The sequence below is a fragment of the Streptococcus pyogenes genome (assembly GCF_002055535.1).
GTDB classification, from domain to species: Bacteria; Bacillota; Bacilli; order Lactobacillales; family Streptococcaceae; genus Streptococcus; species Streptococcus pyogenes.
Genome location: NZ_LN831034.1, coordinates 1,408,569 through 1,422,659 on the forward strand (window position 1 = coordinate 1,408,569; position 14,091 = coordinate 1,422,659).

12 protein-coding genes, 1 tRNA gene and 1 rRNA gene are annotated in these 14,091 nt (G+C 38.5%); 2 read left to right on the forward strand and 12 right to left on the reverse strand.

Going from position 1 to position 14,091, the window contains the following annotated elements; translation table 11 throughout:
- Nucleotides 1-258: 258 nt before the first annotated feature.
- From B6D67_RS07580 to B6D67_RS07600, 5 genes are all read right to left on the reverse strand, one after another.
- A tRNA-Ala gene (locus B6D67_RS07580) sits at nt 259-331 on the reverse strand.
- A 51-nt stretch (nt 332-382) separates the two neighbouring features.
- Nucleotides 383-1,931: ribosomal RNA gene (locus B6D67_RS07585) — 16S ribosomal RNA — on the reverse strand.
- Between the two features lie 879 nt (nt 1,932-2,810).
- Nucleotides 2,811-3,359, reverse strand: coding sequence for a ribosome hibernation-promoting factor, HPF/YfiA family (gene hpf / locus B6D67_RS07590; RefSeq protein WP_002988974.1), 549 nt, complete (start codon nt 3,357-3,359; stop codon nt 2,811-2,813).
- A gap of 79 nt (nt 3,360-3,438) precedes the next feature.
- Nucleotides 3,439-4,104: a ComF family protein gene (locus B6D67_RS07595; protein WP_002983685.1), complete on the reverse strand. Its 666-nt coding sequence runs from the start codon at nt 4,102-4,104 to the stop codon at nt 3,439-3,441.
- Nucleotides 4,076-5,401 carry a DEAD/DEAH box helicase gene (locus tag B6D67_RS07600; RefSeq protein ID WP_010922534.1) on the reverse strand — a complete coding sequence of 442 codons (1,326 nt, stop codon included), beginning with the start codon at nt 5,399-5,401 and terminating at the stop codon, nt 4,076-4,078. Before B6D67_RS07600 ends, B6D67_RS07595 begins: the two co-directional genes overlap by 29 nt.
- A 55-nt stretch (nt 5,402-5,456) precedes the next feature.
- Here B6D67_RS07600 and B6D67_RS07605 point away from each other — a divergent pair, with 55 nt between their 5' ends.
- Together B6D67_RS07605 and cysK are read left to right on the forward strand one after the other, a co-directional pair.
- Nucleotides 5,457-6,089, forward strand: coding sequence for a YigZ family protein (locus B6D67_RS07605; protein WP_029714065.1), 633 nt, complete (start codon nt 5,457-5,459; stop codon nt 6,087-6,089).
- Between the two features lie 127 nt (nt 6,090-6,216).
- Entirely contained in the window at nt 6,217-7,158 is a 942-nt protein-coding gene (gene cysK / locus B6D67_RS07610) for a cysteine synthase A (RefSeq protein ID WP_010922535.1), read from the forward strand.
- Nucleotides 7,159-7,175: 17 nt separating this feature from the next.
- Here cysK and B6D67_RS07615 read toward each other — a convergent pair whose 3' ends face one another.
- From B6D67_RS07615 to B6D67_RS07645, 7 genes are all read right to left on the reverse strand, one after another.
- Complete coding sequence (locus tag B6D67_RS07615) at nt 7,176-7,553, reverse strand: S1 RNA-binding domain-containing protein (protein ID WP_002991882.1); 378 nt, start codon at nt 7,551-7,553, stop codon at nt 7,176-7,178.
- On the reverse strand, nt 7,553-8,953 hold the full coding sequence (locus tag B6D67_RS07620; RefSeq protein WP_011285657.1) for a bifunctional Cof-type HAD-IIB family hydrolase/peptidylprolyl isomerase: 1,401 nt from the start codon (nt 8,951-8,953) through the stop codon (nt 7,553-7,555). Before B6D67_RS07620 ends, B6D67_RS07615 begins: the two co-directional genes overlap by 1 nt.
- 36 nt (nt 8,954-8,989) lie before the next feature.
- Nucleotides 8,990-9,631, reverse strand: a complete 642-nt coding sequence (locus B6D67_RS07625; protein ID WP_010922536.1) for a response regulator transcription factor — start codon at nt 9,629-9,631, stop codon at nt 8,990-8,992.
- Nucleotides 9,624-10,628, reverse strand: coding sequence for an envelope stress sensor histidine kinase LiaS (locus tag B6D67_RS07630; protein WP_002991890.1), 1,005 nt, complete (start codon nt 10,626-10,628; stop codon nt 9,624-9,626). Before B6D67_RS07630 ends, B6D67_RS07625 begins: the two co-directional genes overlap by 8 nt.
- Nucleotides 10,625-11,317, reverse strand: coding sequence for a cell wall-active antibiotics response protein LiaF (gene liaF, locus B6D67_RS07635; protein ID WP_011054833.1), 693 nt, complete (start codon nt 11,315-11,317; stop codon nt 10,625-10,627). The genes B6D67_RS07630 and liaF overlap by 4 nt, the downstream gene beginning before the upstream one ends.
- A gap of 122 nt (nt 11,318-11,439) precedes the next feature.
- Nucleotides 11,440-13,338 carry a Stk1 family PASTA domain-containing Ser/Thr kinase gene (gene pknB, locus B6D67_RS07640; RefSeq protein ID WP_010922538.1) on the reverse strand — a complete coding sequence of 633 codons (1,899 nt, stop codon included), beginning with the start codon at nt 13,336-13,338 and terminating at the stop codon, nt 11,440-11,442.
- On the reverse strand, nt 13,335-14,075 hold the full coding sequence (locus B6D67_RS07645; protein WP_002983660.1) for a Stp1/IreP family PP2C-type Ser/Thr phosphatase: 741 nt from the start codon (nt 14,073-14,075) through the stop codon (nt 13,335-13,337). Before B6D67_RS07645 ends, pknB begins: the two co-directional genes overlap by 4 nt.
- Nucleotides 14,076-14,091 lie beyond the last annotated feature (16 nt).

Genomic DNA, 14,091 nt, shown 5'->3' on the forward strand with positions numbered 1-14,091 from the left:
AGTCACAGCGTTTTCGGTTTATTTTCTTGTTACTTTTCTACAATCTATTTCTAGATCGTGGAATTTGATATAGATATTCAATTTTCAATGGACTATTATATAGGATACTAAGCAACGCTCGCTTTAGCGAAACTTCTGTAGAAAATTAGGAATCTGACCATGTGGGCCTTGCACACAAGGGAAGATTGTCCATTTTCCTAGGAAGTGAGTTGCGTGTTCAACTTCACTTGTATTAAGTTTAGTAGGATTGTATCCTGATGGAGCCTAGCGGGATCGAACCGCTGACCTCCTGCGTGCAAAGCAGGCGCTCTCCCAGCTGAGCTAAGGCCCCACAAGACCTCTCAAAACTAAATAAGACGATAAACGTGTTCCATTTCCTTAGAAAGGAGGTGATCCAGCCGCACCTTCCGATACGGCTACCTTGTTACGACTTCACCCCAATCATCTATCCCACCTTAGGCGGCTGGCTCCTAATAGGTTACCTCACCGACTTCGGGTGTTACAAACTCTCGTGGTGTGACGGGCGGTGTGTACAAGGCCCGGGAACGTATTCACCGCGGCGTGCTGATCCGCGATTACTAGCGATTCCGACTTCATGTAGGCGAGTTGCAGCCTACAATCCGAACTGAGATTGGCTTTAAGAGATTAGCTTGCCGTCACCGGCTTGCGACTCGTTGTACCAACCATTGTAGCACGTGTGTAGCCCAGGTCATAAGGGGCATGATGATTTGACGTCATCCCCACCTTCCTCCGGTTTATTACCGGCAGTCTCGCTAGAGTGCCCAACTTAATGATGGCAACTAACAATAGGGGTTGCGCTCGTTGCGGGACTTAACCCAACATCTCACGACACGAGCTGACGACAACCATGCACCACCTGTCACCGATGTACCGAAGTAAAACTCTATCTCTAGAGCGGGCATCGGGATGTCAAGACCTGGTAAGGTTCTTCGCGTTGCTTCGAATTAAACCACATGCTCCACCGCTTGTGCGGGCCCCCGTCAATTCCTTTGAGTTTCAACCTTGCGGTCGTACTCCCCAGGCGGAGTGCTTAATGCGTTAGCTCCGGCACTAAGCCCCGGAAAGGGCCTAACACCTAGCACTCATCGTTTACGGCGTGGACTACCAGGGTATCTAATCCTGTTTGCTCCCCACGCTTTCGAGCCTCAGCGTCAGTTACAGACCAGAGAGCCGCTTTCGCCACCGGTGTTCCTCCATATATCTACGCATTTCACCGCTACACATGGAATTCCACTCTCCCCTTCTGCACTCAAGTTCTCCAGTTTCCAAAGCGTACATTGGTTGAGCCAATGCCTTTAACTTCAGACTTAAAAAACCGCCTGCGCTCGCTTTACGCCCAATAAATCCGGACAACGCTCGGGACCTACGTATTACCGCGGCTGCTGGCACGTAGTTAGCCGTCCCTTTCTGGTTAGTTACCGTCACTTGGTGGATTTTCCACTCCCACCATCATTCTTCTCTAACAACAGAGCTTTACGATCCGAAAACCTTCTTCACTCACGCGGCGTTGCTCGGTCAGGGTTGCCCCCATTGCCGAAGATTCCCTACTGCTGCCTCCCGTAGGAGTCTGGGCCGTGTCTCAGTCCCAGTGTGGCCGATCACCCTCTCAGGTCGGCTATGTATCGTCGCCTTGGTGAGCCTTTACCTCACCAACTAGCTAATACAACGCAGGTCCATCTCATAGTGGAGCAATTGCCCCTTTTAAATTACTAACATGCGTTAGTCTCTCTTATGCGGTATTAGCTATCGTTTCCAATAGTTATCCCCCGCTATGAGGTAGGTTACCTACGCGTTACTCACCCGTTCGCAACTCCTTGAACCGGTGCAAGCACCAGTTCTCAGCGTTCTACTTGCATGTATTAGGCACGCCGCCAGCGTTCGTCCTGAGCCAGGATCAAACTCTCTTTAATTTGCGTTTGAACTTACTCGTTCCTTCTGTCGCTGACAGATTTATTTCTCGTTTCTTGACGGGTAATATGTCTCCATATCACCCTCACGTTTGGTTCGTCTTATTCAGTTCTCAAAGGTCTTAACGTCTCCTAAGAGACAACTTCTTTATTCTATCAGGTTTCTCATAGCCTGTCAACTACTTTTTCATCTTTTTTCAATAAGTGTGTTACAGGAACCTCTCTGACAGCTTTATTAGTATACGATATCTTGTATAAGATTGTCAATAGCTTTTTTATTTTTTTATAAAAATAAGTGTTAGGTTGTACTGATAAAACGCTAATACAAAAAAAGTTTAACCCTTCTGTGATGCTTTCTCAGTGATAGGCTTATTTGGAACTATTTTGTTATAATCTGATCTTGCACGCACGTCACATAACCTATATTTTAAGCAAACGTAAGTGCTTAAATCTTTTATGGAAAAACAATTCAGATTGCTGCCAAAGATTGTGCTATTATTTTTAGTTAGAAAAAATTCTATTTTTATTTGGTGTCAGAAAGTCTTTGACCTTTTTTTAAAAAGTAAAAATTCTCTTATGATACCATGTTCGTCATGAGTTTTTTATTGTTAAATGGAAAAAGAAAAAAACGCGCTTTATATTCTGAAAACGCGCTTTTTCATATTTTTTGAGAATTTCTAGCCCAGAATTGGGACTAATCTTTTTTCAAACTAATTTTACGTAAGATTTACTTAAAGAGGAACTGTAATAGATACTTTTGTTAGCATAATGACTGTCGTATCTATCACTTAATCTCATTTTCATCATGTCACCTCTAAACATGAATAGCTTTTTCCCACTTTTAAAATACGTATAATCATCCCTGTAGGTTTTAGTTGTGAACTATTTAGCTTCTATTAATCCTAGGTTTCCATCTTCGCGACGGTATAAAATGTTTGTTGCGCCATCTTCAGAATCAGTGTAGATAAAGAAATCATGTCCCAATAGTTCCATCTGTAAACGCGCTTCTTCAACATCCATTGGTTTTAATGTCACATTTTTAGTACGTACAACTTGTACTTCTGGTATCTCATCGACTTCTTCAGCTTCAAACTCAGTTGTAAAGACTTGACCAGTTGGAACCTTTTCGCGATGTTTTTTAGCAATTTTGGTTTTATTTTTTCTAATTTGGCGTTCGATCTTATCAACAACTAAATCAATAGAGCCGTACATATCCTGTGAAACATCTTCAGCACGAAGGGTTACTGAATCTAATGGGATCGTTACCTCAACTTTTGAAGATCTCTCCCGATAAACTTTTAAATTAACACGTGCATCTATTTCTTGGTCTTTAGCAAAATATTTTTCGATTTTAGTAAGCTTTGATTCTACATAATCGCGAATAGCTTCTGTCACTTCGATATTTTCTCCACGAATACTGAACTTAATCATAGGATACCTCTTTCTCGCGCTTGAAGCGCTTACTTTATCTTTAATACTATTATACTGCTTTCATGAAAATTTGCAAGTTTTAACGTGCAATTGACAAACTTTTAATGTCACTATTTGCTACTTTAGCCAATTGTTTTCTAAGAGCGATAATTGTACTACCAGTAGTATAAATATCATCTACTATAAGGATTTTATCAGGAATGTTTGATACTTTTAGTAGTCGATAAGATTTTTCTACTAATAATCTCTCTTTTTTTGTTCTGGAAGATTGGTGAGTATTATCTAGCTTTTCAAAAAGAGAAAGGTAGCTAACATTAGCTGCCTCAAGAATAGCGCTCACTTGATTAAATTGTCTTTCTCGAAAACAACCGGGACTTACAGGAACCGGGACTGGGATATAGCCTTTATAGTACTTGGTGATAACATCGGCAAGTTCTACTGCAAAAACTTTTCTTAATAAATAGTCTCCTTGAAACTTATATTGACTGAAGTATGCTTTCATAGCAGCATTATAACAATATAAGCTTCTATGATTTACATTGTATCCTTTGTTTTCCCATTTTAGACAATCTCGACAAGCTATTATATCTGAGTTTGCACAACATGTCGCACAAACACTTTTTCCTATCTTTTGAAAGCTTTTTTGACATTGTTGACAAATCGGTGAAGAGATACGTCTTAAAAAGATGATTTCTGTAATACTTATTGGTGTTTGACTAATTTGTTGACATAGTAGACAGATCATGCGAATACCCTTTATAATTCATTTCTTTAATCTCTTTTCTTGCTAGTAGCATTGCTTTACTGATACCTTCATGAAAGAAATATAACGTTCCGTCTGGTCTGTCTATAGATCTTCCAACTCGTCCAGCAATTTGAACAAGACTTTGGGAACTATAGACACGATGATGAGACCCAAGAACAAAAACATCAATTTGGGGAAATGTCACACCCCTTTCTAAAATTGATGTTGTAATTAAAATCGTTTTTTTCCCTTGACGAAAAGCTGTGATATCTTCTTTCCTGTTTTGTGATTGACTAGAAACACAAGCTATTTGTTCGGCGGGCAATAACTCTTTTAAGATTGCTGTAACAGATTCTGCCATTATAATAGTGGGTAGAAAAATTAAAAGGGGATAGCCTGTTTTTCTTTGTTTTTTTAAGTATTTTAAAATTTTAAGAGGAAGTTTTTGCCGATGTATCATTTTAAATAGATTAAAACTTCTTATAAATTTTGGAATAACTAATGGCCTATTATGAAAGCGTCTCGCCAATGTCAGCTTGACTACTTCTCCCTTGTTTACCTTTCTTTCTAAAGTTCTAGTTGAAGTTGCAGTTAATAAAATCTTTGCGCCACCTTCTTTTAAAGCCTGACTTGCAGCATAATGAAGTTGAATATTATTTACAAAAGGGAATGCGTCTACTTCATCAATAATTAAGAGATCAAAAGCCTTGTGAAATTTTAGCAGCTGATGCGTTGTGGCTACTATAATAGGAGCTCTTTGATAAGGAAGAGACTCTGCGTGCATTAAACAGATGCTGCAGGAGAAGGCTTGGGATAAACGAGTAGCCACCTCTACACAAACATCTACTCTTGGGCTGGCAATGCAAACCCAGCCACCTGTGTTAATTACCGCCTCAATCGCAGCATAAATCATTTCTGTTTTTCCTGCACCAGTTACAGCATGAACTAATGTTGTTTTTTGATTTTGCATATTGATTAATAATTGTTGGGAAATCATCTCTTGATAAGCAGTTAGTTGACCGCCCCAAACCAGATAATTACCTTTTGGAAAATGCATAGGTGGGATAGCATAGAGCAATTTATCTGATTGATTTCGTCCAAAGACAAGACAAAATCGGCAATAATAGGCTCCACTTGGCAATCGTGCTTCTTCATCAAGCTGATAGTGACAACGTTGACAAATCATTTTTCCTCTCAATATTACTACACTTTTTAAAGGTTGAGCAAGCTGCTTTGCTGAATCTGGTAACTGGCTTTCTAGCAACAACCGTCCATAACTATTTTCAATAGACTCCATACTTTATTATTCGCTTTTTTTTGCTAATTTTTATCTTTTCTTGTACAATTTTTTTATGGAACATTTTAAGACAATCAAAGCCAGTGGTTTTTTCGAAGAAAGTATTAAAAAATCTCGTTTCATTTGTCATATCAAACGAGTGAGCACTGAAGAAGATGGTAAGAATTTTGTTAATGCTATCAAAAAAGAACATTACAAAGCTAATCATTCCTGCTTTGCGATGATTATCGGTAACAACAGACAGATCAAGCGCTCAAGTGATGATGGTGAACCTTCAGGAACTGCTGGAATACCTATCCTTTCTGTGTTAGAAAAGCAGTGTTTAACAAATGTAGTAGTTGTGGTAACGCGTTACTTTGGTGGTATTAAATTAGGAACAGGTGGGTTAATCAGAGCATACTCTAACATAACCGCAACAGCTATTAAACGATTTGGCATCATTGAAGTTAAACAGCAGATAGGACTAGAAATCACACTTTCTTATCCCCAATATCAACTATACTCTAACTTGCTAGATCAATTGGCTTTAACCGAAACAGAAACTAAGTTTTCAGACACGATAAAGACAACACTTTATTGTGATACTGAACGTGTGGAAAATCTCATTGATACTTTAACAAATTATTATCATGGTCAGATAAGCTGTGAGAAAATCGGATCCAAAGTTATTGAATTCCCCTGTGATTAATCATCAACAAAAGTGATATGGCTTTATTATCAGAGTGATAGTAAATCTGTATTTTACTTTAATAATATCTCTCCTTATACTTAAATACACAGCGTATTTATTTTGTATCAAGAAAAGAGGCTAAACTATGACTAAAATTTACAAAACTATAACAGAATTAGTAGGTCAAACACCTATTATCAAACTTAACCGTTTAATTCCAAACGAAGCTGCTGACGTTTATGTAAAATTAGAAGCTTTTAACCCAGGATCTTCTGTTAAAGATCGTATTGCTTTATCGATGATTGAAGCTGCTGAAGCTGAAGGTCTGATAAGTCCTGGTGACGTTATTATCGAACCAACAAGTGGTAATACAGGTATTGGTCTTGCATGGGTAGGTGCTGCTAAAGGGTATCGAGTCATTATTGTTATGCCCGAAACTATGAGCTTGGAAAGACGGCAAATCATTCAGGCTTATGGTGCAGAGCTTGTCTTAACACCTGGAGCAGAAGGTATGAAAGGGGCTATTGCAAAAGCTGAAACTTTAGCAATAGAACTAGGTGCTTGGATGCCTATGCAATTTAATAACCCTGCCAATCCAAGCATCCATGAAAAAACAACAGCTCAAGAAATTTTGGAAGCTTTTAAGGAGATTTCTTTAGATGCATTCGTATCTGGTGTTGGTACTGGAGGAACACTTTCTGGTGTTTCACATGTCTTGAAAAAAGCTAACCCTGAAACTGTTATCTATGCTGTTGAAGCTGAAGAATCTGCTGTCTTATCTGGTCAAGAGCCTGGACCACATAAAATTCAAGGTATATCAGCTGGATTTATCCCAAACACGTTAGATACCAAAGCCTATGACCAAATTATCCGTGTTAAATCGAAAGATGCTTTAGAAACTGCTCGACTAACAGGAGCTAAGGAAGGCTTCCTGGTTGGGATTTCTTCTGGAGCTGCTCTTTACGCCGCTATTGAAGTCGCTAAACAGTTAGGAAAAGGCAAACATGTGTTAACTATTTTACCAGATAATGGCGAACGCTATTTATCGACTGAACTCTATGATGTACCAGTAATTAAGACGAAATAAAAAAGGGTTTGGAACTACTAAGGTTCCAGACTCTTTTTAGTGTTCTTTTTTAAAAACTGCAGGCTTTCTTCAATCCACTGAGGTAACTGCTCTTCAAGTGGCCTAAAGCCAATCTTGTGCCGACTGTTGGAATAACGATGACGATGGAAAAAATGCTGTTTTTCTTCTGCTAAGGTCCGCATAGATAAACTTGGCTTTTTACTATATTCATCAATATCAATTACTTGTACTAAAACCTGGTTGCCTATAGCCAATAATTGATCAATATCGTCAATAAATCCCGTTTTTATTTCTGAAATATGAATGAGACCTGTTGTCCCATTTTCAAGGGCAACAAAGGCTCCGTATGGTTTAATCCCAGTGATGGTGCCATGCAGTTTGTCGCCAATTTTCATTAGTCAAATACCTCGATTGTTTCAATGATAACGTCTTCTTTAGGTTTATCCTGTGCGCCAGTTTCAACGCCAGCAATCAAATCCAAAACTTGGAATGAAGTTTCGTCCACAAGCTGACCAAAGACCGTATGACGACGATCAAGGTGAGGAGTTCCACCATTTGCAGCGTAAGAAGCTGCAATTGGAGCCGGCCAACCACCACGTTCTAGTTCTTTTTTGGCATAAGGAATCTTACTATTTTGAACAATAAAGAACTGACTGCCGTTAGTATTTGGTCCCGCATTAGCCATCGACAAGGCCCCACGGAGATTATAGAGTTCATCCGAAAATTCATCTTCAAAACTTTCACCATAGATGGATTGTCCACACATTCCTGTTCCTGTTGGATCGCCCCCTTGAATCATAAATTCAGGAATAATACGGTGGAAGATAATCCCATCATAGTACCCTTCTTTAGCCAAACCTAAGAAATTGGCTACTGTTTTAGGAGCATGATCTGGGAACAAGACCAGGGTCATATCGCCATGGTTTGTTTTAATGGTTGCTTTTGGTCCTTTATGGTTTGGCAAATCCAATTGTGGAAACTGTAATTCTTTGTCAATCAATCCTAATTCCTCCAAGGCATATAAAATGCCATCTTCTTCAACTTTTTTTGTGATAAAATCTGCTTTTTCTTGCAGTAATGGATGTGATACTCCCATTGCAATACTGATACCAGCATAGTCAAATAACTCTAGGTCATTGAGTTCATCTCCAAAAACCAAAATATTTTCAGGTTTTAATCCTAAATGGTCAACTACTTTTGAAACACCTAGCGCTTTTGACGTACCTTTCAAGACAACATCTGATGAGTTATCGTGCCATCTGACCAAACGAAGGTGCTCTGCTAATTCAGCAGGCAACTGCAAGCCATCTCCCTTGTCCTCGAAAGTCCACATCTGGTAAACATCATGATACTCATTATAATCCGGACAGACCTCTAGTTGAGCGTAGACATTATCAATAGCATTGCTAATCATGTCATTTCGAGCGGACAACACCGCTTCATGACGACCCGCCATTCCATAAAAAATGCCCATATCATCCGCCCATTTTTTATAGGCCACAACAACATCTGCTGGAATCGGAGCTTGGAAAATAATAGTTTTAGCATCGTCTTTGACATAAGCTCCATTTAATTTGACACAATAGTCAGCATGTAAATCTTGAACTTCTTGTGGAACACCGTACCGAGCGCGACCTGAAGCAATACCAACCAAGATGCCTTTTGCCTTCAAAGCCTTAAATACTCTTTGAATCGACTCAGGCATATAACCCGTATCTTTGACCCTCAAGGTATCATCAATATCAAAGAACACCATTTTGATTTTTTTAGCTTTGTATTTTAGTTTTGCGTCCATACTTTCCTCCAATTTGCTATACCCTATATTATAGCATTAATTATCGTCTTGGGGGACTAAATGATGTCGAAAAGCATAGACAACCGCTTGGGTTCGGTCACCAACTTCTAACTTGGCTAGAATATTGGACACATGTGTTTTGACGGTTTTTAAGGAAATAAAGAGTTCATCAGCGATGGTCTGATTATCATACCCTTTAGCTAAAAGGTGTAAAATGTCATACTCACGCGCTGTTAGTTCCTCATGCAAGTCAGGGTGTTGATCATGCGCCTTAATTTTTTTGTCAACTTCTGTTTCAATAGCTAACTCTCCCTTTGAAACCTTGCGAATGGCATTTAAAATTTCAGCCGCACTCGATGTTTTTAACATATAACCCTTCGCTCCTGCATCAATGACAGGGTATATCTTTTCATTATCTAGATAGGAAGTTAACACAAGTACCTTAGCCTCTTTCCATTTTTTTAGGACTTCTAAAGTTGCCTCAACACCGCCTAACTCTGGCATCACTAGATCCATAACCAAAACATCTGGCTTCAAAGCCAATGCCAAATCAACCCCTTCACGTCCATTAGAGGCCTCACCAACGACATCAATATCAGCTTGTAAATTCAAAAAACTCTTGAGTCCCATGCGGACCATTTCATGATCATCGACCAATATCACTTTTATCTTACTCATCGTCATCTCCCTTCACTATCGGCAGTCTAATATCCATGGAAACTCCTTTGCCTTTTTGACTAATTAAATGTAGGTTTCCTGCTAAATCATTGACACGGTCTTCAATATTCTTCAGACCATAACTCAAATCCCTTACCTGATCCATATCAAATCCTACACCATCATCAATCATCTTCAATTGTAATTCTGTTGAGGTTTGATTGAGATAAACTTCAATTCGACTAGCTTTAGCATGTTTTAACGTGTTGCTAATGAATTCTTGGGCAATTCTAAAAAGATTATCTTCCATTGTTTTAGGAAGCTGAGCAATGGTTTCCTTATAAATGACTTCAATATCACTTTTATCTGTTAATTCCTTAAGAATCATATGAAGGCCCTCAGATAAAGTCCGATTAGCTAGCTCGGTAGGTCTAAGATGCAAAAGGAGAATGCGTAGATCATTTTGAGCATTTTGCAACATTGCTTCAACCGTTGTTAACTGTGTTTGTAATTGTGTTTTGTCCAGTTGTTCCAAACTCATCGAAATTCCTGATAAAATCAATGACGAAGCGAATAGCTCTTGACTGACTGTGTCATGTAAATCTCTTGCAATTCGTTTGCGCTCTTGTTTTACAACTTCTTGGCTATCAAGAATATAAGCACTTTCTTTCTTTTGCATGTTAGCAGTCAGGTGAGACATTTTTTTAGAAAGTCGACTTAAATTAGTATTGATTTCTGATGTCTCATCTAGATAGAGTCGTCGATTATTGAGAATATATTTTAGATTTTGGTTGATGTTACGCTTACTGTTATCATCCATAATAATCCACAATAACAACAATAATAAAGTCACAGAAACAATCAACAATAAAATCGAAAACCCTAGACGTTCGACCTGCCATAAATGATTGCGAAGGTAGTTAAAAGTGATTCCTAAATTATCCATGACCACAAAAACAATAGATAAAATGGTAATGGTTGAGTAGAGCCAAACAAGAGCATAGTAACGTTTTTTCATCGCCTATCCACCTCAACATTTCCGGCAATAGTTGTAACGATAATTTTGACTTTTTTAAGGGATTGGTTATCCGTTTCTTTTAACTTAATAGATTCGTTGCGCAAATCATATTGCTGACATCTAAAAAAATCAACGCTTCCGTATATGGAACTAACATCTAAAGTAACAGTGACATCAATAGGTACCAATATAGTCGTATTTCCAAAAATTTTACGTATCACAATGATATTATCCATTCCTGTCACAATAACATTGGTTAAGTCAACCGTGTCATTTCCTGAGATTCGAATGATGTTAATGTCATCAAAACAATAATAATCACTTTCATAATTAGCAGTACCAATCCATTGATGCTTGGTATTGTTCACTTCAATCTTTTCTTCCTTGAAACGAATCAAGGCAAAGCGATTCTTCTTTTTGACTTGTGAAAAATGGTTAATGAAAATGTAAACTATCCCCAAAAGAACAGCCATGATAATGTAGGGATTAAGCATGAAAATTAAAAAAAGAAACAATAAACTGACAGTTAGTAAAAAATTATTGCGGCTATCTTGGTTATAAAAGCGTAATGCTAATAAGATAAGAACTAGAATTAGGATAAAACTTGATAAATCATTATCCAAGATTGTCATGATACCCATAGCTAGCAGTATACACTCGATAAGTAAAAAGAATTGAAATTTTTTCATTAGTTTCCCCTTATTTCTTTGTATTTTATCAGAATTCCTGGAAAATTGCATCTTTATATGACGAGTAGTTAAAAAGAATAGTTAGTGGCATGCCAGTAAAACATGAGACTAACTATTCTTTGTTAAGGTGTTTGAGAAGTAGTTTCTGATGGGCTTAATTCAGTGTTGCTACCTGGTGCAGTACTATCATTTATTGAAGAACTGTTTGAACTTGACGTTGAACTCGATGAGCTACTAGAAGAGTGTGTTTCTTCTGGATAAAGGTAAAGACTAATCTCTCCTTTATCAGACAGACTCAAAGACGTTCCATAGTAAGGAGATTGACCACTGACAATAGCTTTAGAACTAGGAGAATGAATTGGCACAAAGCCCGTTGCTGAGCTAGAGCTTGGCACATAAGCTTTTATTCTAGATGCATCTATACCTAAAGCTGTTAAGGTATTGACTGCATCTGCATAACTATATTCTGTTACCATAGGCATAGTGATCGTATCACTAACAGCAACACTGAGCGTAATTTTAGACTTTCCGTTTGGATTAAATTTATCACCCGCACTTGGCGATTGACTGATGACTGTATTTTCAGGATATTCATTAGTTACAATGCGCTCAATTTTGATTTTTGATTTTGGAACACCATAAGTTTCTATCAAACTATTCATAGCTTCTTGATAATCTAGTCCTTTGTAGTTTTCCATGTCAAAACCTTTGTTTCCAATTGACACATAAAGCGTAATGCTTGAGCCTTGCCTCTTAGCTGTTCCTGCTTTAGGATCTGTTCTAACTACATTTCCCTCAGCAACCGTATCACTCTCAATTTGCCTGATTTTACCCACTTTTAGCCCAACATCATACAGTTCTTGTTTGGCAACTTTAAGACTAGTGCCTGCTACATTAGGAACTTTCACAGAAGTTGGTTTAGTTAGTATAAGATAAGTAAAGAGTGCTACACCTACAATAAAGAAAGAAAAAAGAATTTTGAATAAAGTACCTAAAAAACGACCACTTTTTTTCTTTTTGGTGGGGGGCTGTAAAGCATCTGTTTGATTAGTTTGATCTAATCGACTTTCCTGTGTTAACACTGTTGGGGTAGGGGGAGACAATTTTACAGAAGCGGTGGGACCTGAGGCCACTTTGGGGAGGGGTTTGGTACTTTCAACATTCTCAAAGATAATCTTACGCTCCCGACTACGATTATAACTAAGCGCCGTCATTAAGTCACGACTCATTTCAAAGGTTGACCCGTAACGATCACTTAATTTCTTGGCTGTTGCTCGAATAACAACATTCTCCAAAGCTTGTGGCACATTGTGGTTCTCCTCGATAATAGATGGAAGAGGCTTTTGAAAATGTTGCAAGGCAATCGTAACAGCACTATCGCCGTCATAAGGGATATGGCCTGTCAACATCTCAAAGAGCATAATCCCCATCGCATAAATATCACTTTGAATCGTCGCTTTGGAGCCGCGAGCCTGTTCTGGAGACAAGTAATGAACACTGCCTAACATCGAATTAGTTTGTGTCAAGCTTGTTTCTGCAAAGGCTACTGCGATGCCGAAATCAGTTACTTTGACAACACCCTCCTTAGTTAGTAGGATATTTTGAGGTTTTAAATCTCTGTGTACAATTCCTTTTTGGTGGGCTAAAGTCATAGCAGAAAGGACTTCTTCCATAATTCTAACCACTTCATTATTAGATAATGGAGCATGATTTTGAATGTATCTCTTTAGGTCAGCACCATCCACATATTCCATTACTAAAAATTGCTGTCCGTCTTCTTCACCTATATCCCGGATGGCAACAATATTGGGATGGTTCAATTCAGCCATGGCCCGCGCTTCTCGTTGGAAACGCGCAACTGCTACCTGATCTGTTTGATAATTGGTACGCAAGACCTTGATTGCAACGTCTTCATTATCCAAGATCAAGTCATTTGCTAAATAAACATCCGCCATACCACCGCGGCCAATAGATTTCAGAATGCGATAACGACCAGCAAATAATTTGCCAATCTGAATCATTCGACGTCCTCACTTTCGTTATGAACCAAAGCGATTGTAATATTATCTAGGCCTCCTCTTAGGTTAGCTAAGTCAATCATTTCTTGGTTTTTTTCATCAAGACTAACCTTACTGCCCAAGATAGTCACAATTTCATCATTTGAAATCATATTGGTTAGACCATCACTGTTAATGACAAGATAATCCCCTGGCTCCAAAACCCTCACTCCTAAATCAGGCTCTACTGGGGAAGCTTGACCAATAGATTGAGTGATAATATTTCTTTGTGGATGGCTAGCAGCTTCTTCTTCTGTGATCTGTCCTGCCTTAACCAACTCATTCACTAAAGAATGATCACTGGTCAATAAGGTATAATGCCCATCATGGACAAGACCAATCCGTGAATCACCAATATGAGCATAAATGGCGCTAGATTCAACTAAAGCTACTGCTTCAACAGTCGTTCCCATTCCTTTAAAGTCTTCTGATTGGCCTAGATCATAAATCCGTTGATTTTCTGACTGGATAGTTTCAAATAACCAATCTCTAATCTGACTTAACTCTGTGAAGTCTGTTTTTACCCATTCTCTTCCCAGGTCTGTGACTGTCATCTCACTGGCAATATTTCCAGCTCTGTGGCCACCCATACCGTCTGCTAAAATCACTAAAGTGATGCCTTTTTTATTATCAAACTTATTGATAAAATCTTGATTGTTTGAGCGTTTTTGCCCAATGTCTGTTTTTAATGAAATCTTCATACGTTTTTTCTGACTC